The organism is Thiomonas sp. FB-Cd (assembly GCF_000733775.1).
Classification (GTDB): Bacteria; Pseudomonadota; Gammaproteobacteria; order Burkholderiales; family Burkholderiaceae_C; genus Thiomonas_A.
On record NZ_JPOE01000002.1, the window covers coordinates 532,781 to 553,310 of the forward strand.

A 20,530-nucleotide genomic window follows, 5' to 3' on the forward strand; every position below is an offset into this window, starting at 1 on the left:
GCTGCGCGTGTGCGGAGGCTGTTTGATCGCTTCGGGGCCTCGGCGAAGAGCCTCACCTTGCTTGGCGGCGATGGGTGGGGAAGGCATCGGATTCGTAGACAGCGAAAACTTAAAGAGCAGCCTGTGCAAGCAACGCGGCATTGCCACCCGCTGCAGCGGTGTTGACCGTGACAGTCTGTTCGCTGCAAAAGCGCAGGAGATAGTGCGGGCCACCGGCTTTGGGGCCTGTGCCTGAGAGGCCTTCACCGCCGAAGGGTTGGACGCCGACCACGGCACCGATCATGTTGCGGTTGACATAGACGTTGCCGCAACGTGCGCGCGTGGCGATGCGCTGGGCGCGACCGTCAATGCGCGTTTGCACGCCCAGCGTGAGGCCGTAACCCAGTTCGTTGATCGCATCGACGAGTGCGTCGAGCGTGCCGGCCTTCCAGCGCACCACCTGCAGCACGGGCCCGAAGATTTCATCGCGCGCTTGAGCGACGTCAGTAATTTCGAACAGCGCAGGTGCGACGAAGTGCAGATTGCGCCCAGGAGGCTGAGCACATGGTGAGAGGGCAGACTCTGTGCACTGCAAACTCAGGGCGCCGGCTTCGGGCTTTGCGTTTGCCACAGGGGTTGCGCTGCTCGCGGCGAGGAATTCAGTGGGCCATGGGGTCGTGGCAATCAGTCGCGCTTCGCGTTGCAAGCGCTGGGTGTGTGCACGCAAACCTTCCCACGCCTCGGCGTCAATCACGGGCGGGACATCGGTGGCCAGATCGCAAGCCGGGCCGATGCGTAATTCGGTCATGGCTCCAGCGAGCATGTCCAGCATCGCGTCGGCCACGTCGTCCTGCACGCACAGCAAGCGCAGAGCGGAGCAACGCTGGCCGGCGCTACGGAATGCGGAGCTCACGACGGCATCGACGACCTGCTCGGGCAAGGCGGTGGAATCGACGATCATGGCGTTGACCCCTCCCGTTTCCGCGATCAGCGGGATGATGGGACCCGACTTCGCCGCCAGGGTGCGATTGATGATCCGAGCCACGGCCGTGGAACCGGTGAAGGCCACGCCAGCGGCGAGGGGGTGGCCGACGAGTGCCGCGCCGATCGTCTCGCCGGGGCCATGCAGCAGGGCGAGCACGGCGTACGGCAGGCCGGCCTCGAACAAAAGATTGACAAACGCTTGCGCGCAGGCGGGTGTCTGCTCGGCTGGCTTGGCGGCCACAGTGTTGCCGGCGGCCAGTGCTGCAAGCACCTGACCGGCGAAGATGGCCAGCGGGAAATTCCAAGGGCTGATGCACACGAAGGCTCCGCGTCCGCGGCTGCGCAGCTTGTCACTCTCCCCAGTGGGTCCGGGCAGGACCTGCTCGGCCAGGAGATGGCGCCCCTGCAGCGCGTAGTAGCGGCAGTAGTCAATTGCCTCTCGAACCTCCGACAAGGCATCGGCCACGGTCTTGTGCGCTTCGCGCATCATTAACGCGATGAAGGCATCGCGGCGCTGCTCGAGCAGATCCGCAGCGCGTAGCAAGATAGCACAACGCTCGCTCAGTGGCGTGGCATCCCATGCCGGAAACGCCGCATGCAAAGCGAGCATCGTCTGCTCGACCGCTTGCGGCGTGGCCTCGGCCACAGAAGGCAAGGGAAGGGCGCGCGCCGCCGCAAGCACGGGCTCGCGCGCAGGTGCATCGGCAATGTCAAAGCCCAATGGGTTAAGGCGTCGTTCGCCATGCAACAGACCGTACAACTCACGCGGAGAGGGAAGCGACGCACGCTCAGCTAACCACAGCGGATCCTGGAGCAATTCCTGCGCAGGCACGGACGTATCGGCCAGCAGATGCACGAACGACGTGTTGGCGCCGTTCTCAAGCAGACGGCGTACCAGGTAGGCAAGCAAGTCGCGATGTTCGCCGACCGGTGCGTAGACGCGACAGCGCAGCGTCGCATTCTTCAGCACTTCGCGGTAGATGCCTTCACCCATGCCGTGCAGCCGCTGCAACTCGAAGCGGGCTTGTGGACGCTGCGAAGCCAAGTTCAGCACCGCAGCGATGGTGCTGGCGTTATGGGTGGCGAATTGCGGGTACAGGGGTGCATCAACGGCAGCGGCCGCGTCCAGCATGATTTGAGCGCATGCGAGATAGCACGCATCGGTGTGGTGCTTGTGCGTGAACACCGGGTAGCCCCCGAGGCCAAGCTCTTGGGCGCGTTTAATTTCGGCGTCCCAATACGCGCCCTTGACCAAACGCACCATCAGGCGCATGCGGCGCGCGCGGGCGATGGCCACCACGGCCTTCACCGTCTCTGGCGCCCGCGTCTGATAGGCCTGAACGGCGAGGCCCAGCCCGCCCCAATGGGCTGTTGTCGGATCAGCAGCGAGGCGCTCGGCCAAGGCGTCGAGTAGGTCGAGGTGCAATTCCAGGCGCTCACTTTCTTCTGCATCGAGCGTGAGGTTGACGTCCGCAGCGGCGGCCTCGCGCGCCAAGGACTCGACCACCGGGACCAGTTCGGCAAATACGCGCTCGCGTTGAGTCTCCTCGAAGCGCGGGTGCAGAGCCGAGAGCTTGATGGACATGCCGTCACGCAATTCGGGTCCGCCGGGCGTTTGTTGCTTGGCCAGCGTGGCCAGTGTGGCCCGGTACGACGCGATATAGCGTGCGGCGTCCTGCGCCGTGCGTGCGCCCTCGCCGAGCATGTCATAGGAGAAGGTAAGGTTCGGTTGTTCACGCCGCATGGCCAGCGCGCGCTTGGCGGCGTGATCGAGCGTCTCCCCCAGCACGAACTGTTTGCCGAGCAAAGCGATGGCGCGCACTGCAGCAGCCACCACCGTGCCCGCGCCCAGGCGCGCAATGAGGCTGCGTGTGGCCGCATCGTCCTCGGGGAGCAATCGTCGCGAGAAGCCAAGCAGGCGCCCCGACAAAGCCTTGAGCGTGGAGTTGGTGTCGTCTTTCTCGAACTTGGCCTGTCCCAATTGATCGGCCGCGAGCAAGGCTGCCGTTCCGGTATCGGGCACACGCAGCAGCGCTTCGGCTAGGCGCATCAGCGCCAGCCCCTCGCTGCTGGCGATCGGGTATTCGCGCAGCAGCGATTCCAGCGCCCAGAACGGTGCCGGATGGGTGCGTACCGCCACCACCCATGGTTCAGCGGCCGCCATCGCGCTTGCCCAGTCGAAAGCGGCAAGGGTTTCGAGCAGCTGGCGGACAACTTCATTCTCATCGCGGACCGGGGCAGGCAGGCGGGGTGGAGCAGACGTGAGCGGGGTCGCGGTTGCAGTGGGAGTGTTCATATAGTCGGAGCAGTGGATTTGCGTTTGAGGTGAAGTGGGCAGGCACGCAGCGGCGATGGTTGCATCAGGCGGCTGAGGTGTGCGCGCGACGTGCTTGCATGGCTATCGGATCGCCTTCGCGGCTGATTACACTGCCTGCGGCGCGGGCGCCGCGGCAGCAGATTCCTTGCCGAGGTAAGTCGCCTGCACGTCTGGAGACTGCAGGAGCGCCTGCGCGCTGCCTTCCAACATGATGCGGCCGGTTTCAAGGACATAGCCGCGATCGGCCAATTTCAACGCCATACGGGCGTTCTGTTCCACCAGCAGCACAGTCATGCCTTGTTCGCGGATCTGCCGTAGCGAACGAAAGATGTCACGCACAATGATCGGGGCGAGGCCAAGGCTGGGTTCGTCAAGCAAAAGCAGCTTGGGCTTGGCCATCAACGCACGTCCGATGGCGAGCATCTGCTGCTCACCGCCGGACAGGGTGCCGGCAAACTGTCTGCTGCGTTCTTGGAGACGAGGAAACATCAGCAAGACCTGGGCAAGGCTCTGAGCGACTTCACCGGGAGGGCGCGTATAGCCACCAAGCATCAGATTTTCGGAAACGGTTAACGTGGGAAACACGCGCCTGCCTTCGGGGACCTGTGAAATGCCGAGGCGCACGATGCTGTTGGCGCCAAGCCGCGCAATGCTTTGTCCACGAAAGCGCAGGTCGCCGGAGTGCGGACGCAATAGGCCGCTAATGCTGCGCATCAGCGTGGTCTTGCCCGCGCCGTTGGACCCCAGTAGCGTCACAATTTCGCCCTCGGCCACACTCAGGCTCACGCCCTTGAGCGCCTGGATGTGGCCGTACCGCACATCCAGGTTGTCAATGTCGAGAAACCTCACGCTTCACCCCCTGCGATTTCAAGTGCCGGCGGGACGCTCGCGTCCGCATCCTCATCTTCATCCTTGCCCAAATACGCCTCGATGACTTCAGGATGGTTGCGGATGGCCTCAGGCGTGCCTTCAGCGATCTTGCGCCCAAAATTAATGCAGACGATACGGTCGGTCACGTTCATCACCACGTTCATGTCGTGTTCCACGAGCAAGACACTGATGCCTTGGTCACGCACGGCAAGGATGGTGCGATTGAGTGCCGCTGACTCCTGGTCGTTGAGACCGGCAGCGGGCTCGTCCAGAATCATCAGCTTGGGCTTGGCAATCAGCGCCCTGGCCAGTTCCACGCGGCGCTGTAAGCCATAGGCCAGCGCAGCCACGTCCTCATGGGCTACGGAATCGAGTTCCAGTCGTGTCAAAAGCTCCATGGCCTTCGCGCGTAGTTCCACCTCCTCGCGGCGTTGTGAGGGCGTGCCCAGCAATCCTTGCCACCAATGTTGGTGGGTCTGAAGGTGCATGCCCGCCAGCACATTCACCAGCACGCTCTGGCCGTAAAAAAGACGAATGGTTTGAAACGTGCGGAAAATTCCCGCACGAGCGACTCGATGCGGTGCCCACCCTGTGATGTCCGTGCCCTCGAGCGCAATCCGGCCTTCAGTGGGCCTGTAAACCCCAGTGATCAGATTGAAGACAGTGGTTTTGCCTGCTCCGTTCGGCCCAATCAGTCCGAACACCTCGCCGTGTTCAACGGCGAAACTCAAGTCCGCAACTGCTTGCAAACCACCAAAGCGGATACCAATGCCCTCCAACGTCAAAAGCGCCGCGCTCATTGCTGCAGCTCCTTACGCTGGCTCCGGGGCCAGATCCCTTGCGGGCGTAGAACCATGACCACGACCATCGCGATGCCAAACACGAAGTAGCGGTATTGGGCAAAGCCACGGAAGGCCTGCGGCACCACGAACATTAATGCCGTTCCCAGCAGAACGCCCGGAATTGAACCTTGTCCACCCACCAGAACAATCGCGAATAAGGTTACCGATTCCGTAAAAACAAAAGCGCCTGGACTGACCGCGGCCATCAGCGCCGCGAACAATGTGCCGCCGAACCCAGCAAGCGCTGCGCCCAGCGCGAATGCCAGAACCCGGTAGGCGCGCGCGTCCACGCCCATTGTGGTTGCAGCTAGCTGGTCATGCTTGATGTAGTACAGCGTACGACCCAGATGCGAACGGTCGAGATTCCGGATGAGCAGCAACACCGCTGCGAAGGCCAGCCAATCGAGCCAGAATTGGGCGTTCTGGCTTCCGATTTGCCAACCGAAAAGACTGGGGACGCCGATGCCGAAGATGCCATCCGCACCGCCCGTCATTCCAGCTACGTTATTGTTCAGAGCGAGGATGAAAATGGCATTGAAACCGATGGTGGCCACGAGCAGATAGTCGCCACGCAGTTTGGCGATCGGCGCGGCAAGGACGGCGCCTACCAGCGCTGCGGCAACCACGGCCAGGGGCCAAGTTGCAAAGACCGGCCAGTTGAATTGCGTGTTGAGAATCGCGGTAACGTAAGCGCCGACGCCAAAATACACCGCATGCCCCATGTCGAACATGCCGGCGCGGCCAAGCACGATGTCCTGGCTCAACGCGACAATGGCATACACGGCAAAAAGCGACGCGATGAACACCCAGGTTTGGTTCAGCAGGAGCGGCACCATAAGGCCGCCAACCCAGAGTGCAGCGCCAACCCAGGGGTGGCGCAGAATTGCCAGCATTTTCTTCATACTTTCTCCGCCACGCGTTCGCCCAAGAGCCCAGACGGCCTAATGAGCAAAATGCCTATGAGGAGCCCAAACGTGATGGCCTCCTGCCAGGAACTGGAGACGAAGCCTGCAGCGAAGGCGTTGAACAATCCCAGCAACACTCCTCCGAGCATTGCGCCTGGAATGTTCCCTATACCTCCAATGATGGCCGCAATAAAGGCATTCAAGCCGTAGGTCCAGCCCATTGTGAAATAGACCTGCCTGTAGTAGAGGCCGACAAACAGCCCGCCGACAGCGCCGATGGCTGGTCCGATCACGAACACGCTGGCAATCACCCGGTTGACGTTGATGCCCATCAACCGTGCTGCGTCCTGGTCGCTGGCCGCGGCACGCATCGCCGTTCCATAGCGCGTGTGATGCACAAACCAGTACAAAATGCCCATGAGAATGGCAGAGCCGGCCATGATGAGAAGTTGCACAAGGTCGATGCGAGCCCCGCCTAGCGTCCAATGCATGGATGGAAGCAGGTTGTCGGGAAATACGCGCAACTGGGGCCCCCAGATGAGCATGATGCCGTTTTCGATAAACAACGACGCCCCAAGCGCGGAAACCACGGCCGACAAGCGGTCCGCTTTGCGCAGGGGCCGGTAAGCCGTGAACTCAAGGAGCAACCCAGCGGCTCCTACCACCACCGCGGCCAAAATGAAGGCGGCACCGACCAAAAGCAGATGAGTCTGCCCGCTGCCAGCCCCGGATCCCAAGGCCACCAAGCCGATGTAGGCACCAAAAATGCACAGATCACCGTGTGCGAAATTAATCAGCCGCAGGACGCCGTAGACCATCGTGTAGCCCAGCGCGATGAGCGCGTAGATGCCACCGACGGTCAGGCCGTTAGCGAACTGCTGAAGCACTGTGCTCAGCATGAACCTGTCTCCTTGCCGAAACTCTTGACGGTCCGGCACGGGCCTCCAAGCCCGTGCCGCCGCGCCCTGTTCCGGGCGTGCCTTGCTTACTTCGCGACTGCTTCGGGCGGATAGGTGATCTTGTAGCTGCCAGTTGGCGTGACTTCAAAGGCAACATAGGGACTTCCTGTGCGCTCACCGACTGCGTTCCATGAGAACGTGCCCGTCAACCCCTCAAAGTCCTTCAATTGATGCAACGCGGGAATCAGCCGGCCCGCGTCCACGCTCTTGATCTTCTCAGCCGTGTAGACGATGGCGCGCAGGCCGTCAGCATTCGTTAGCGTGAAGATGCTCGGTGGCGGATGGCCATACGCTTGCTTGAATTGAGTCAGGAACTCCTTGGCCGCCGGGTAAGGCAGGTCCTCGGGTGCTGGGACATTGATGATCACAGCACCCGCCGCCGCCTTGCCTGCGATCTTGGCAAACGCCACATTCTGGTTGGCGTCACCGCCGACGAACTGCGCCTTCATGCCGAGCTGCGCCATCTGTGCTTTGACCAGGCCGCCATCCGTGTAATAGCCCGAGAAGTAGACGACTTGCGGGTTAAGGGCGTTGAGCTTGGTGAGCACGGGCGTGTAATTCTGGGATCCGGCGTTGATGAACTCCTTGTCCAGAACGTCAATGCCTTCCTTCTTGGCGTCCGCGATCACCGAATCGGCCAAGCCGGTCGAAAAACTGGAGTGGTCTGTAACGACGGTGATGCGCTTGTAGCCCATGGCCTTGAAATACGTGGCGGTGAACAGGGCCTCAGCGCTGTTCGGAGGGGCATTGCGGAAAAAGGTTTTGTAATTGCGCGCTGTCAGTTCATCGCTCGTGCCGTCCGACGTCTGAATCACATTCGCGCGCGCGTAGATGGGCTGTGCCGCCAGCGCTGCACCGCTTGTATAACTCCCAATGACGGCCAATACGCCGTCATTCACCAATTGCCTTGCGCAAATCGCCGCTGGTGCTGCCTCACCCTGGTCGTCGCAGACCTTCACTTCCAGCGGGTGTCCAAGCAAGCCACCCTTGGCGTTTTGCTGTTTGACCAAGAGCTTGACCGCGTCAGCGATGCCTTGGCCTTCGTTGGCATATTGACCGGTAATCGGCGCCTGCACGCCAATCTTGATTGGCGTTGCTGCGTAAGCCGAAGCAACGGAAAGGGACAGGGCCGCAACGGCAAACTGCAACGTTCGGGGTAAGGTTCGCATCTGAGTCTCCACTTTCGATGGCCCTAGGGCCGGTTGAATGGAGCCGCTCTTCGTTCTTGTATCCGCGAACAGACGAACTGCAACGGCAGCCGCATGATGACGGGCTGCATAAGCAAGTAGGCATGCTGCGCGGTTCATTGTGTGAACAGGCGGCCATCTGCTGAAACCAACGGGGTAAGTTGGCTGCAGCAGCGGGGAGTGTAGGCCGAACTCTTCGCGATTGGCAAATGCGATTGCCCGTGAAGCGGCGGCCGGCGAGCGCAACACTTGTCGGCTTACTCCGGTGGACGGCGTGCAAGCGCCGTGAGTGGCGATGCGGCATATCGCCTGTAGAACCACCGCTTCCCGAATTCCACCAGAGTTAGATAGAGCAGCAACATGACGATCAAGAGACCGAAGAACTCCAGCGGTAGCGGCACAAATCCCAGTTGGTTTGCCAGTGGTGAGAACGGCAGCAGCATGGACAAGCCGACCACTCCGAGGGATAGGCGTGTGAGCCAAGCCTGTGGATGGCTGCGAAGAGGGTTGCGGCGAGTGCGTATGACAAAAATAACGAGAACCTGGGTGGCGATCGATTCCACGAACCAGCCGGTGTGAAAAAGAGCCTCATCCGCTTTGAGCAATCTGATGAGCAAATAAAAAGTGAGCAAATCGAATACTGAGCTGATGGGGCCTATGGTGAGCATGAAATTGCGTATAAAGGCCATATCCCAGCGCTTTGGCATGATCAGGTCTTCATCATCCACGTTGTCCAGTGGAAGCGGCATTTCAGAGATGTCGTAGAGCAAATTGTTGAGAAGAATCTGGAGCGGCAACATGGGAAGGAACGGTAGCACCAAGGCGGCGCCAGCCATGCTGAACATGTTGCCGAAATTGGAGCTCGTGGCCATCATGATGTATTTCATGACGTTGCCGAAGGTGCGACGTCCTTCCAGAATGGCTGTGTGAAGCACATTGAGGTCATTCTGCAGAAGAATCATGGCTGCCGCTTGTTTCGCCACATCAACAGCGCTGTTCACCGAGATGCCCACGTCGGCTGTATGCAGCGAGGGCGCATCGTTGATGCCGTCGCCGAGATAGCCTACAACGTGCCCGCGTGACTTGAGGGCAAGAATGATCCGATTTTTCTGAGCGGGATTGGCTCGGCAGAAAATGTTCACGTCGGCCACGCGTGCACGCAGCGCATCGTCATTCATGGCAGCGATGTCGCTTCCGGTCAAAACGCCGGAAACCGTCACTCCGAGTTGCGCACAGACGTAGCGCGTAACCTTTTCGTTGTCCCCAGTGATGATCTTGATCGCTACCCCGCCATTCGCCATTGCTGCAAGCGCCTTGGCAGCGCTGGCCTTTGGTGGGTCGAGGAATGCTGCGAAGCCCGCAAAAACGAGCGCAGACTCATCGGTCAAAACTGCACGGTCTTGCGTTGCAGGAACCTTGCGCCAGGCAATAGCCAAAATCCGAAACCCGTCCTCGCCGAGGGTGCTGAAAAGGGCGTCGATGCGCTCTCGGTCGACCGCGCCCAGTGCGGTCGGTACTCCGTCACTATCTTCGTAGTCCGTGCACAGTGCAAGTATGTCCTCGGGTGCTCCTTTGGCCACCAGGATGCGCCCTTCATGGCCTTCGAGAAGGACGGAGACGCGGCGGCGTTCAAAATCGAACGGGACTTCGTCGAGTTTTTTCCAGCCCTCGATTTCGATCTCACCGTGCTGCAAGATGGCATCATCAAGTGGGCTTTTCAGACCAGTCTCAAAGGCGCTGTTCAGGTAGGCGAATACGAGGACCCTCGAGCTCTCTTGGTTCAGCGCGTTGACATGCCTCTCCAGGCGGATTCGCGCTTCCGTCAATGTGCCCGTCTTGTCTGTGCAAAGCACATCCATGGCACCCATATCCTGAATGGCGGAAAGACGTTTGACGATCACCTTCTTGTGCGCCATGCGCATGGCTCCACGCGCAAGCGTCACGGATACGATCATGGGAAGGAGTTCAGGCGTCAATCCGACGGCAAGAGCCACAGCAAACAGGAACGATTCGAGTAAAGGCCGGTGCAGAGCAATGTTCACCAGAAGGACAAAGAGCACCAACCCAAAGGTCAGGCGCATGATCAAGATGCCAAATTGGCGGGTGCCCCGCTCGAAGGCAGTGGCAGGCGGTTGCTTATTCAAAGACGTGGCGATCTGCCCAAACGCGGTGCGGATGCCTGTGCGTATGACGAGGAGCGTGGCCGATCCGCTTACCACCGAACTGCCCATGAGAATTGCATCGGGCGCATCGGGATCCCAAGTTTCAGGCGTGGGGGTGGGGCTGGCATGCTTTTCTACCGGATAGGGCTCACCGGTGAGCTGGGCCTGGTTGACGAAGAAGTCTTGGACCACGAGCGCCACTCCATCTGCTGGAACCAGGTTGCCGGCAGACAAAAAGACCACGTCGCCGGGAACCAACTGCGCCAGCGGGAGATCTCGGCGCATGCCGTCGCGCAAGACGCACACGGTTACAGCGACTTGGGCGGCCAGACGTTCTGCTGCTTGCCCCGCCCGATGCTCCTGAAAAAAATCAAGGGTGACGCTCGCCACGACGATGAGGCCAATGACCCAGCTTCCGGTCATGTCTCCTGTGAGCGCGGAAATGCCGATCGCTGCCAGAAGGATAAGGACCAGCGGGTTTTGAAATCGGGCGAGGAACTCCCAGACAAGATGGCGATGGTGTTCCGGGACGATCTGGTTGGGGCCGGATCGGCGACGCCGCCTCGTAGCTTCCGCGCTGCTCAATCCACGAGTCAAGGATGCCTGATCGGTTGTCGTCATGGCAGCGGGTCAATCTGGCGCGCAGGCATTTGTAGATACCGACCTGGTCGGTGCGCACATTGCAATCGTGAATTCACCAAGGCCGGCATTTCCTGATTTCTCTGGCGGCGAATCGCAAAAGACACAAGGTCAATGAATGCACCGCGATGCGAATGCGGGAGCTCGGTGGCGAGCTGCGCCGTGAGCGATGCGTCTGCGTTTTTCCTTGGAAGGGCATGGGCTTGAATCCCCGGCAAGTTGGGTGGGATGGTCCAGAGACGGCTGCAAACTTTTTGCAGTCTCGACGGCCCTGATGCTGCCGCTCTGCTGCGCAATGCCCTTCGAGCACGGGCGCCTCATCGCCAGCAATCGGCCCGCAGCGAGTATTGAAACCGGACGAGGGCTCACGCGAGTCCCCACTGCGCCGTTGCAAAGGCGTCGAGAAATTGGCCGAGCTTATGCTGTGGCAGGTGGTCGATGCCAGCCGCGCCGGCGCGTCCACTGCCACCGAAGCGCGTGCATAGGGTGCTCGCCCCCGACCCCCTGACAAGTGGCGCGCGCACGCTCACGACAAAGTCGCCGGTGGCATGTTGTCTTAGAACGGCATGGGCAAGAAGGGGCTCAGCCGCCGCCAGCGCATTGGCGAACGTTCCCATGACCCGTCGGCTCCAAGGCGCGTCATATAGAAGCCGCGCATGGCCTTGCGTGCACTCGAAAAGGACAGCGGACGTCTGGGCCAGCGCAAGATCTGCGCGGCGCATGGTATTGATGCGGTGGGCAATGCCCTCGTGCTCGAGGAAAAAAAGGGGAGTCGAATAGGGCGCCATCAATGCGTAGAGCTTGGAAGGTGCGATGTAGACATCGCTTTCATCGTCACCGTAGGCGTTGTAATTGATGGACTCTCCAAGTTGCCGCAGACTTTCGCGCTGGGCCGCGCTCAAATTGAGCGTGGAGGCTGCCTCGTCGGCAACGGCGTGCAGGTTGTCGCCGTAGGCGCCAACAACCGCCCACGCGCGAAAGCGCCCGGCGAGGTAGCGGTCGACCAACAGGCTTGTGCAGATGCTGGGAGAGCCGTCAATATGCGCCAACAGTCCTGGGTGTCGTGGAACGTCATGCACGTCGTGGTGATCGAAATACTTCACTCGTACCCCCGATTGGAGCAGCCGCATGAGCGCCGGACGATTGCGTTGCATCGATAGATCGCAGACAAGGACCTCATCGCCCGAGCACGCATGTACGCGGCCGAGTAAGTCGATTTGGCGCTTGAGCCCCGTGATCAGCTCGGCGGGGGCGGGCGTTGCGAGTCGCCATTGAAGTACCGCGCACAGGCCATCGGCATCCCCATTGCAAACATCGAAGTAGCGTTTGCACTGGATTGCGAGGGGGTCAATCGGGTTCGGATTCATGAAGCCACCGTCGAGCGAGGGTCTGCACGTCGATAGGCCCTCCCGTGTCAATATCGATGCAATGCAGCTGCTCCGCTTGCGTCAAAGGTTCGCAAAATCCGCGCTGTCGCTCAAGCACGGCAAGATCCGCTTCGGATGGATCGTTGGCACGGCAACGGCGCGCTTGAACGCGTCCGCGGAGCGTTGCATCATCAGCGTGGCAGTGCAGGATTGAGAAGCGAACGCCTTTGCGCCGCGCCAGATTGCGGAACGCGTCGCGCTCGTGCGCACGCAAAAATGTCGCGTCGACAATCACTGGGTAGCCGGCATCGAGCACCACGGCAGACGCGGCGTACAGCGCCTCGTACGTGCGTTGCGATGCAGCGCGCGCATAGATCCCCTGTGGCATGCGTGCCGAGGAGACATCAAGAGCGCTGAGCCCGAAGAGGCGCTTGCGCTCAACGTCCGAGCGCAGGCGAATGGCGCCGGCCACCTCTAAAAGTCGCTGCGCGACATAGCTCTTGCCCGATCCGGAAAGCCCGTGTGTGATCAACAGGCTCGCATTGTGTGCCTCCGCAAAGCTTCGCGCGACAGCAACATAGTCCGGCCCTGCCGCCTCCAATCCCTCGGAGCGGCGTAGGCGTATGACAAGCGCGCGGACCAAAGCACGGTAAACCTCGTAGTACCGCAGTACTGCAAGGCCTGCGTAATCGCCATGGACTTCAAGCCACCGGTCAAGAAATCGCCAAGCTAAGTCGCCGCGATTATGAGCGGCCAAATCCATGGTGAGAAATGCGATGTCACACTGCACGTCGATCCACCGCAAGTCGGGATCGAACTCAATGCAGTCAAACGCCGTGATGTCATCTCCGAGCGCGACAATGTTCTGCAGGTGGAGATCACCGTGACCCTCCCGCACCCATCCCTGGCGTTTGCGTATGTCGAACGTAGCGGCCAGATCGCGCCCCTGCGCATCACACCACGCATACAGCTTGCCAAGTTCACCCGTAGCGTCTTGTAACCCTAAGCCGGCGAGAACCTGTGCGGTCTGAGCACGAATTTGAGGCGCGCTGCCATGGGCCGTGACGGCAGGTGCGACGGCGGCAGCTTGATGAAAAGCCGCCAAGCGTGCCGCCAATCGATCGATCAGCGCACCGTTCACACAACCTGAAGCCAGTCGTTCACTCAGCAACGCACCCGAGGCGAATTGCCTCATCCGCAATGCATATTCGATGGGTTCTCCCCCATCGCCCAAGCATGGAGCATCAGGCCTTCCATGAATTGGTACAACGTCAAGATAGAGCGTTGGGGCAAGTCGCCGGTTCAAGCGCAGTTCATCCTCGCACGCGCGATGTCGAAGCTCGAGCGACGTAAAGTTCAGGAAGCCGAACTGCACAGGCTTTTTAATTTTCCAGGCGTGCTCCCCGTCAAGCAGCACCCACGATATATGCGTCTCGATACGCCGCACGGTACGCCCTGTGGAGATCTCCAACCTGCGCTGCAGGGCATGCGCCAGCACATCGCCGGCAGCCGCGTCGTTTCGTGGAGATTCGGGCATGGATGAATGGGGCCGGAGGCCGTTTCGTGTGCCGTTGGAAGAGCCATTCTCCATGTTTCATCGCTGGTCGCCTTGGATCAAGCGACTCCGCTCATCGTCATTCGCCACGCCCTCCAAGTTCCCTGAGCCGTTCCAGCCACTTTCCAGCCAGTACCGGGTCAAGCTTGCCGGTCATGCCGATCAGCGTTTCCTTGACTGGAGCGATGCCAACAAAGCCCAAAATATTGCGTTCCAAGGAGCGCACGCTGTGGGCGCGGAAATACCAACGATACATCGAGGCTGGCATCCCCATCGTGACAACTACCCGTGCCGAGCGACCAACAAGGCCCTTGTGGGCAAACGGATTCCCGGCTTCACTGGAGAAAGCAAAACCGGGGCGCGCAACCTGCTCAAGAAACCCATTGAGTAGCGCCGGCATATCGCCCAGCCACAGCGGAAAAAGCAACACAATGTGATTGGCCCAGCGGATCGCCGCTTGGGCGCGCCCCAAGCCCATGGGCAGCGTTCCGTGCTCCCACTCCTGCCGGCTGCGCGGGATCGGAAAATCCAAGGCCGCGACGCTGACGTTCTGGACCTTATGCCCGGTGGCCATCGCCCCCTCCGCATATGCCTTTTCAAGGGCATGGCAAAAATGCTGCTGGCTGAGGTCGGGGTGGCCTTGGATCAGGAAAATGTTCTTGTTCATGGGCCGCCTCTAATGGAAACAAGCCTACATTACGCGCTCCTCAGCAGCTTTTCTTTCATCTTGCGCATGGGCGTCGTTAGCGCTTTGCAACCACGACTGACTCTACATCTTGAGCGAGCAGGTACACCTGCGCGGGCATTCCCGCTTTTGCGCGCCCGCCCATGATTTTGTCCATCGAGGGAATGCGGTTGCTCTGCACATGCTCGCGAAGGTTGTGGAAGACCATGCCGATGCGGTTGGACGCGCGCAGGGCAGTGCGGTCTGGGAACCAGACGAGTTTACAGACCGCACCCATAGCGTTGCGGCTTGAGCTTGGCATCCAGGCAAAGAGGCTAGTACAACATCCCCTAAATAACGTGACAACAAAATGGGCATGAAGTAGACTGCTTGCCATGAGTCGTGAGCGCGTGGCATCGGTCATCAAGTTGTCGAGGAAGGATCAGGCGAAGCTGCGAGAGACACTGAGTCGCAGCACGGCGCCGCAGCGCGACGTGCTGCGAGCGCGGATCGCGTTGATGCTCCACGACGGACACACGATCTCGTCGATCGCATCGACGTTGCAGGTGTCGCGGCCGACCGTGATGCGCTGGCGAGAGCGGCTTGCGCAATCGGGTGTGGAAGGCCTGCACGAGGGGCTGCGCCCGGGCCGACCTCGACAGATTGACCCGGCGCAGCGTTTGCAACTGCTGGCGCTAGCGTGCGAGACAGGCGAGGATCGCGCCGGTGCGCTGCCGACGCTGGATGAGCTGTGCGTGCGCGCCGTGGAGCGAGGCGTGGTCAAGCACATCAGCCGTAGCCATTTGCAGCGCATTTTGCAGGCTGGCGACGTGCGGCCGCACCGCGTTCGGCAATAGTTGCATTCGCCCGACCCACAATTCCGCGAGAAGGTCAACGCGATTTGTGCGCTGTACCGGCGCGCGCCCAAGGGCAGCGTGGTGCTGAGCGTCGATGAGAAGACCGGCATCCAGGCCGTCGAGCGCAAGCATGTCGATCGCCACGCGCAACCCGGGCGACTGCGCCGCTACGAATTCGAATACATTCGCCACGGCACGCAGGCGCTGACCGCGGCGCTGGACGTGCATAGCGGCCGTGTGCTGGGGCGCTGCACCGATCGCCGCACCCAGGCCGACCTGGTGGCTTTCATGGAAGACGTCGCGCGTGCGTATCCCAGCGGGCCGCTGCATGTCATCTGGGACAACCTCAATACCCATCGCGCCTGGGGCGTGTGGCAGGCGTTCAATGCCCGACACGGCGGACGCTTCGTCTTTCACGACACCCGGCTGCATGCCAGCTGGGGCAACCCGATCGAGTTGCTGTTCGGCATCTACGCCCGCCGGGTGCTGCGCCGTGCCAGCCACATCTCGGTGCACCATCTGCGCGGGCGCACCGAGGCCTTCATTGCCCAGCGCAATCTCGATCCGCGACCGTTCCGCTGGACGTTTGCAGGCTTCGAGTGGCAAACTGGGGAGCCTAGGCATCACGTCCATCGCTCTCGCCATGACCGCACCCCTTATCCCCGACCGCGCCAGTGAATTGCAGGGCTTGCTCGCCAAGTTGACGGGGCACGCCGCCGCCCGAGTGCGCCGCTATGGCAAGCATCTGCTCATCCAGATGCAGCGCGACGAATCCCTCGACACCGTCGCCCGATTGACCCAGACCGGAACCAACCACTACGTGGCTGCCTTCCGAACCCATTCAGGGCGCTGGGAACCACTGCCAGCCTCCGGCAACCTGCGCCAAACCGCCGAGATCGTGGTCGCCATGCTGGCCTCATACTTTGATCCTGATGTGTAATGATATTTACGGGATGTTGTCCTAGCGGGCCCCCTCTCCCACATGTGATGCACGGGCTGGTTCATCGCGATCAAGTCGGCTGGGTCGCCCGGGTCGAGATCATGCATGTCACCCACGAGAAACCGCGAGCTGCCGCCGAACCCTTGCTCACTTTCAGGGCGCGAGCTTGCGAGACGTTTTCCGCAGTGCCGTCAGAGTCAGTACCCGATCCGCGCAGGTTGGGATACCTTGGGGCCAGCGCGCGAAGGTGCCACCCATAGCCACAACCCGGGTCCACCGCCAACCGCTCGCGCCCATGCGCCTCGGCAAACGCGGACACGCCGGATCGGTGGTGCGTTCAAACAATCGATGCATCGCTGCTCTTGAACATGGTGCCAAAGCAAGGACGTATGGTTTGGTGTTCCGCTAGGATGGGCTCACCCGGGCGCCGGTCAGTGTGCATCAATCGGGTAGCCTGTTCGGCCACCGGAGATTGATACTGGTGCAGGGGTCGCTGGAGTTTGGCTCGAAAATTAGGTTTCGCTGTCAATTCGGGCACCGGTGTCACGAACGCACTCCAGGGTCTTTGGGTCCCTTTCGGCAGAAAAGTACTTCTCCAGCGCACGCGTGAACTCCGAACCAGCGCCCCCTGCAAGCTCGAAGAGCGTCATCGATGAATGAAACTTGGCATCGTCAGGGTTCCCGAAAATCTGGTGTGCAGAGAGGCCCTGCAGACCATTCACGATTCGTGTGCATTCCAGAAGCCGCACTCCCAGCAAGGGATGCAGTAAATACGCCTTTGCTTCGGTTAGGCTCCTGATGGCGTAGCGTTGGGACATGGGACTGGTGCCGAGGCCGGTGAACTGCGGAAAAATGAACCACATCCAGTGTGATTTCTTATGACCCGAACGCAGTTCGCCAACCGCTTGCGCAAACGCGCCTGCTTGAGCCGTCAGAAAGCGATCCAGATCGAAGCGATCAGGATCATGAGGATGTGGTTGGGTCGCAGGATCCATGTCTGAATCGGGATGCTCCGGAATTTTGCATGCTGAACCATTGGACGCCACTCGTCAACGCGGAGATCACGACTTGGCCGGACCCCGAAGTGAAGGCCTTTGCTCGCCCGGCGATTGACGGGCGCTTCGCAAGGGCCCCGCTAGTGGACGCGGCGTGAAATGCACCGAAGCCGCGTCCGGCATGCCTTAGGACCAAGCCGCGCCGTGGGATCCAAAGGCGGGAAAGCCGATCTCAAGTAATGCGGGGAACCTTGCTGCGAATCGTGCGTGAGCGTTCCCCATTGGGTTTTCATCATGCCGAATTGTGCAGTACGGGCGAATTTACATCGCGCTTTCGCTGGAGGGGCGCCTGTGGCATCATGAGTCACTACATGGGCGGCATGAAGACAAAACCGGAGCCATCGTGTCGAAGCTAGTTGGAATCTCAGGTAGTTTGCGCCAAGGTTCATTCAACACGGCTCTGCTCAGGGCTGCATCGGAGCTCGTGCGACCAGGTATTGAGCTCACGGTCAACACGATTCGCGGAATTCCGCTGTATGACGGTGACGTCGAGGCCAACCACGGCATCCCAGAGGCGGTTGACGCACTGAAGGAAATGATCGCGGCCTCGGATGGGGTGCTCCTTGTCACCCCAGAGTACAACGGTTCCATCCCGGGAGCGTTCAAAAACGCAATCGACTGGCTTTCGCGCCCGCCGAACGACTCACGACGAGTGTTCCGGGGCAAACCCGTCGGATTGATTGGTGCTTCGCCCGGAGGTCTTGGGACTGTTCTTAGTCAAGGGGCCTGGCTGCCGGTGTTGCGTGCACTCGGGGTGGAATTCTGGACTGAAGGCAGGTTGCTCGTGTCGCGCGCTCAGACGGTTTTTTCGCCAGACGGCGTCCTCACTGATGAGGCCGTAAGACGGCAGCTCGGTGACTTTGTTCGTGGTTTTGCGTCGTTTGCGGATTCGCATCGGCGAATGTGGGCAAACGGGGCCGACGCCCGACTTTAGGCCGAAAGGGTGACTGGATGGCATGGTGCCCTGCATCGAAGACAAGACAGGGCCGTGCTCTATGACACGCAGTCCCAGTGTGATCGCAACCCAGAAATGCTCGCCATCAGGTCGTGGTCGCACGAAGGCCTTGCAGGTATGCTTCAGTGCGCAAATTCGGAGCGTTGCATCCTCACCAAAGTGTCGAGCACGCGCATCTCATCGTCGGTGAGGTGCATGGCAGCCGCGACCCAGTCATCCACCACTTTGGCCAACTCTTCGTAGTTGAGCGGCATCATCCTGCTTTTTGCCTGCTGAAGAGCGTGCCGCGCTTTGCGCCTCTTGCTATGTTCCGCGATGAAATCGCGGGCCGCGCGTTCACCGCTGCCACGGGGGCACACGTGTTCCACAATTCCCATCTCGTAAAGTTCCCTGGCGGAATAGATGCGGCCGTTGCGCATCATTTTCTCGGCTTCGTTGAGACCGACCCGTCTCGCCAAAAGGCTCATACCGCCAGTGCAAGGGAAAAGTCCGAAGAGTATCTCCGGCAAGCCAAATTCAGATTGCTCTTCCGCGATAATGTAATCTGCTGACAAAGCGGTCTCAAATCCGCCACCCAAAGCGCGCCCTTGGACAAGCGCGATGGTTGTGCATTTGTTTGTAATATTTGTCGCCCATCGATACATCATATCAAGGCACTGCATGGAATAACTGCGCAACGATTGGAAATCGCCACCTCGAATGCACTCGAGAAAATGTCTTAGGTCGCCGCCAACACTGAAGTACGTTGGGTGGAGGGATTGCAGAATCGCATAATGAACGGGCTGGTCTCGCAACCCGTCGCTCCAAACACCGCCATTATCGTGAACCCAATCAATGAGGCTTTGTAGCGATTGCAGTAATAACGTCGAGAAATTTTGTGGCCTACCTTTCTGTACGGCCATTGTGATCCACAACACACTCAGTGCCCCATCGTATCTTGTCTCCACGAGGGGCTGGGAAAACGCGAGAACCTTGGCATCGGGACGGTACACCGTGTTGTTGTTCACGCGCGCTCCTCATTCGAACGTATGACCAATGCGACATTGGTGCCGCCAAACCCCGCTGACAAACTCATCGCGTGCCTGACAGGTCGGTCGCGAATGACTTCAGTGACATGATGAATGCCACTGCACTCGGGGTCAATCTCGTCAAGGTGTGCTGTGGCAGGAATAAAGGAATGCCGTGCAGCAAGAATGCACACCAGCATTTCCATCGCACTTGCTGCACCAAGCATATGTGCATGAAGGGCCTTCGTCGAACTGACAGGAACGCGACTAACGGCCTGACCGAGAACCTCCTTAATCGCCGAGACCTCGACAGGATCACCTCCGCGCGTGGCCGTGGCGTGCGCATTGATGTAATCAAGTTGCGATGCATCGATCCCGGCGGCCCGCAAGGCTGAGCGCATGGATGCAATCTGGCCGCGCTGATGAGGTGAGCCAATATGGTGTCCATCTGACGCGATTCCGAAACCTGCAATGAACGCGTGAATCCGCGCACCCCGGCGCTCCGCGTGTTCGCGCGACTCAAGCACGTAGAAGACACTACCCTCGCCGAGTACTAAGCCGGTGCGTTGACGCGAAAATGGCTTGCAGCTTCGCGATGGGTCTTCGTCTACATCTGCAATCGCGCGCAGGCCATCCCAAGTTCTGAGAAAAATGGAAGCCAGAGTGGTTTCAGCTCCACCTGCGATGGCGACGTCAATCTCGCCCGTTTGAATGTGTCGGCAGGCATCGGCGATCGCGGCTCCCGACGAGGAGCAGGCGGACGTATGGGTCGCCGTTGGCCCGAAGATCTGATGGCGGATTGATATCTGCGCTGTTGGGGCGTTCGGCATCGACGCCATAAGCACGTATGGCTTGGCCGGCTTCATGGTGTCTTCCATGTATTGCCGAATTGCTTCCCATTCCGTTGTGACGCCGCCACGCCCCGTTCCGAAAAAGACCCCCGAACGTTCTCCAAATGTGGAAAAGTTGGCAATTCCGGCGTTTTCTGTAGCCTGCCGAGCCGCAAGAAGCGCCATCTGTGTAATACGATCAAGCAAAGGCAGCTCAACCTTGGTGAAGTGCTCCGAGAACTCTGCGTCAACTAAACCCACGGGAAATTTTCTCGGCAACTCAGGGGGGGCGACGACGCGAACCCCCGATCTTGACGCGAGGAGGCTTTCCAGGACGGATGATTCGTTCAGGCCAATCGGCGAAATAACGCCAATCCCGGTGATTGCAATGTCATTCATATGATGCGGAAATTTCCCAAACGTGCTTGGATGTCATTTTGCCACGGTGCGCTACAT

The 20,530-nt window shown here is 60.2% G+C and carries 17 protein-coding genes and 1 pseudogene; 4 read left to right on the plus strand and 14 right to left on the minus strand.

Annotated elements, in window-relative coordinates:
* Nucleotides 1-109: 109 nt before the first annotated feature.
* The 9 genes from CD04_RS0102580 to CD04_RS0102625 form a co-directional block, all read right to left on the minus strand.
* On the minus strand, nucleotides 110-3,259 hold the full coding sequence (locus tag CD04_RS0102580) for a proline dehydrogenase family protein (protein ID WP_051848865.1): 3,150 nt from the start codon (nucleotides 3,257-3,259) through the stop codon (nucleotides 110-112).
* Between the two features lie 126 nt (nucleotides 3,260-3,385).
* A complete protein-coding gene (locus CD04_RS0102585) occupies nucleotides 3,386-4,129 on the minus strand; it encodes an ABC transporter ATP-binding protein (RefSeq protein WP_031404243.1) in 744 nt (247 codons plus the stop codon).
* Nucleotides 4,126-4,950, minus strand: coding sequence for an ABC transporter ATP-binding protein (locus CD04_RS0102590; protein WP_038167441.1), 825 nt, complete (start codon nucleotides 4,948-4,950; stop codon nucleotides 4,126-4,128). The genes CD04_RS0102585 and CD04_RS0102590 overlap by 4 nt, the downstream gene beginning before the upstream one ends.
* A complete protein-coding gene (locus CD04_RS0102595) occupies nucleotides 4,947-5,894 on the minus strand; it encodes a branched-chain amino acid ABC transporter permease (RefSeq protein WP_031404245.1) in 948 nt (315 codons plus the stop codon). Before CD04_RS0102595 ends, CD04_RS0102590 begins: the two co-directional genes overlap by 4 nt.
* A complete protein-coding gene (locus CD04_RS0102600; protein ID WP_031404246.1) occupies nucleotides 5,891-6,796 on the minus strand; it encodes a branched-chain amino acid ABC transporter permease in 906 nt (301 codons plus the stop codon). The genes CD04_RS0102595 and CD04_RS0102600 overlap by 4 nt, the downstream gene beginning before the upstream one ends.
* A gap of 86 nt (nucleotides 6,797-6,882) precedes the next feature.
* Nucleotides 6,883-8,025 (minus strand): branched-chain amino acid ABC transporter substrate-binding protein, encoded by a 1,143-nt coding sequence (locus CD04_RS0102605; RefSeq protein ID WP_031404247.1) that lies wholly within the window; start codon nucleotides 8,023-8,025, stop codon nucleotides 6,883-6,885.
* 275 nt (nucleotides 8,026-8,300) lie between these two features.
* Complete coding sequence (gene mgtA, locus CD04_RS0102610; protein ID WP_051848866.1) at nucleotides 8,301-10,826, minus strand: magnesium-translocating P-type ATPase; 2,526 nt, start codon at nucleotides 10,824-10,826, stop codon at nucleotides 8,301-8,303.
* Between the two features lie 383 nt (nucleotides 10,827-11,209).
* Nucleotides 11,210-12,211: a hypothetical protein gene (locus tag CD04_RS0102620; protein ID WP_051848867.1), complete on the minus strand. Its 1,002-nt coding sequence runs from the start codon at nucleotides 12,209-12,211 to the stop codon at nucleotides 11,210-11,212.
* Nucleotides 12,192-13,406, minus strand: coding sequence for a bifunctional aminoglycoside phosphotransferase/ATP-binding protein (locus tag CD04_RS0102625; protein WP_231480437.1), 1,215 nt, complete (start codon nucleotides 13,404-13,406; stop codon nucleotides 12,192-12,194). Before CD04_RS0102625 ends, CD04_RS0102620 begins: the two co-directional genes overlap by 20 nt.
* Nucleotides 13,407-13,466: 60 nt before the next feature.
* Here CD04_RS0102625 and CD04_RS24325 point away from each other — a divergent pair, with 60 nt between their 5' ends.
* Nucleotides 13,467-13,754: a hypothetical protein gene (locus CD04_RS24325; protein WP_231480438.1), complete on the plus strand. Its 288-nt coding sequence runs from the start codon at nucleotides 13,467-13,469 to the stop codon at nucleotides 13,752-13,754.
* A gap of 91 nt (nucleotides 13,755-13,845) precedes the next feature.
* Here CD04_RS24325 and CD04_RS0102630 read toward each other — a convergent pair whose 3' ends face one another.
* Nucleotides 13,846-14,433 carry an NAD(P)H-dependent oxidoreductase gene (locus tag CD04_RS0102630; protein WP_031404251.1) on the minus strand — a complete coding sequence of 196 codons (588 nt, stop codon included), beginning with the start codon at nucleotides 14,431-14,433 and terminating at the stop codon, nucleotides 13,846-13,848.
* Nucleotides 14,434-14,509: 76 nt separating this feature from the next.
* Nucleotides 14,510-14,854 (minus strand): hypothetical protein, encoded by a 345-nt coding sequence (locus CD04_RS23510; protein WP_156030041.1) that lies wholly within the window; start codon nucleotides 14,852-14,854, stop codon nucleotides 14,510-14,512.
* Here CD04_RS23510 and CD04_RS21295 point away from each other — a divergent pair.
* Both CD04_RS21295 and CD04_RS0102645 read left to right on the plus strand, forming a co-directional pair.
* Nucleotides 14,826-15,965, plus strand: a pseudogene (locus tag CD04_RS21295) (IS630 family transposase). The gene CD04_RS23510 and the pseudogene CD04_RS21295 sit on opposite strands and share 29 nt — an antisense overlap.
* Nucleotides 15,931-16,227, plus strand: a complete 297-nt coding sequence (locus CD04_RS0102645; RefSeq protein WP_031404253.1) for a hypothetical protein — start codon at nucleotides 15,931-15,933, stop codon at nucleotides 16,225-16,227. The pseudogene CD04_RS21295 and the gene CD04_RS0102645 overlap by 35 nt, the downstream one beginning before the upstream one ends.
* Nucleotides 16,228-16,739: 512 nt before the next feature.
* Here the strand turns inward: CD04_RS0102645 and CD04_RS0102650 are convergent.
* Nucleotides 16,740-17,222, minus strand: a complete 483-nt coding sequence (locus tag CD04_RS0102650) for a DUF1810 domain-containing protein (RefSeq protein WP_051848869.1) — start codon at nucleotides 17,220-17,222, stop codon at nucleotides 16,740-16,742.
* A gap of 403 nt (nucleotides 17,223-17,625) precedes the next feature.
* Between CD04_RS0102650 and CD04_RS0102660 the strand changes: the two genes are divergently transcribed.
* Complete coding sequence (locus tag CD04_RS0102660) at nucleotides 17,626-18,216, plus strand: NADPH-dependent FMN reductase (RefSeq protein WP_031404255.1); 591 nt, start codon at nucleotides 17,626-17,628, stop codon at nucleotides 18,214-18,216.
* 143 nt (nucleotides 18,217-18,359) lie between these two features.
* Here CD04_RS0102660 and CD04_RS0102665 read toward each other — a convergent pair whose 3' ends face one another.
* A complete protein-coding gene (locus tag CD04_RS0102665) occupies nucleotides 18,360-19,244 on the minus strand; it encodes a crotonase/enoyl-CoA hydratase family protein (RefSeq protein WP_051848870.1) in 885 nt (294 codons plus the stop codon).
* The gene (locus CD04_RS0102670; protein ID WP_031404257.1) at nucleotides 19,241-20,473 is read right to left on the minus strand and encodes a beta-ketoacyl synthase; all 1,233 of its coding nucleotides are present in this window, start codon (nucleotides 20,471-20,473) and stop codon (nucleotides 19,241-19,243) included. The genes CD04_RS0102665 and CD04_RS0102670 overlap by 4 nt, the downstream gene beginning before the upstream one ends.
* Nucleotides 20,474-20,530 lie beyond the last annotated feature (57 nt).

Coding starts and splice junctions, on each gene's coding strand:
- CD04_RS0102580 (WP_051848865.1), bottom strand. CDS start 3,259: ATGAACACTCCCACTGCAACCGCGACCCCGCTCACGTCTGCTCCACCC.
- CD04_RS0102590 (WP_038167441.1), bottom strand. CDS start 4,950: ATGAGCGCGGCGCTTTTGACGTTGGAGGGCATTGGTATCCGCTTTGGT.
- CD04_RS0102595 (WP_031404245.1), bottom strand. CDS start 5,894: ATGAAGAAAATGCTGGCAATTCTGCGCCACCCCTGGGTTGGCGCTGCA.
- CD04_RS0102600 (WP_031404246.1), bottom strand. CDS start 6,796: ATGCTGAGCACAGTGCTTCAGCAGTTCGCTAACGGCCTGACCGTCGGT.
- CD04_RS0102605 (WP_031404247.1), bottom strand. CDS start 8,025: ATGCGAACCTTACCCCGAACGTTGCAGTTTGCCGTTGCGGCCCTGTCC.
- mgtA (WP_051848866.1), bottom strand. CDS start 10,826: ATGACGACAACCGATCAGGCATCCTTGACTCGTGGATTGAGCAGCGCG.
- CD04_RS0102620 (WP_051848867.1), bottom strand. CDS start 12,211: ATGAATCCGAACCCGATTGACCCCCTCGCAATCCAGTGCAAACGCTAC.
- CD04_RS0102625 (WP_231480437.1), bottom strand. CDS start 13,406: ATGAGGCAATTCGCCTCGGGTGCGTTGCTGAGTGAACGACTGGCTTCA.
- CD04_RS24325 (WP_231480438.1), top strand. CDS start 13,467: ATGAATTGGTACAACGTCAAGATAGAGCGTTGGGGCAAGTCGCCGGTT.
- CD04_RS0102630 (WP_031404251.1), bottom strand. CDS start 14,433: ATGAACAAGAACATTTTCCTGATCCAAGGCCACCCCGACCTCAGCCAG.
- CD04_RS23510 (WP_156030041.1), bottom strand. CDS start 14,854: ATGACCGATGCCACGCGCTCACGACTCATGGCAAGCAGTCTACTTCAT.
- CD04_RS0102645 (WP_031404253.1), top strand. CDS start 15,931: ATGACCGCACCCCTTATCCCCGACCGCGCCAGTGAATTGCAGGGCTTG.
- CD04_RS0102650 (WP_051848869.1), bottom strand. CDS start 17,222: ATGGATCCTGCGACCCAACCACATCCTCATGATCCTGATCGCTTCGAT.
- CD04_RS0102670 (WP_031404257.1), bottom strand. CDS start 20,473: ATGAATGACATTGCAATCACCGGGATTGGCGTTATTTCGCCGATTGGC.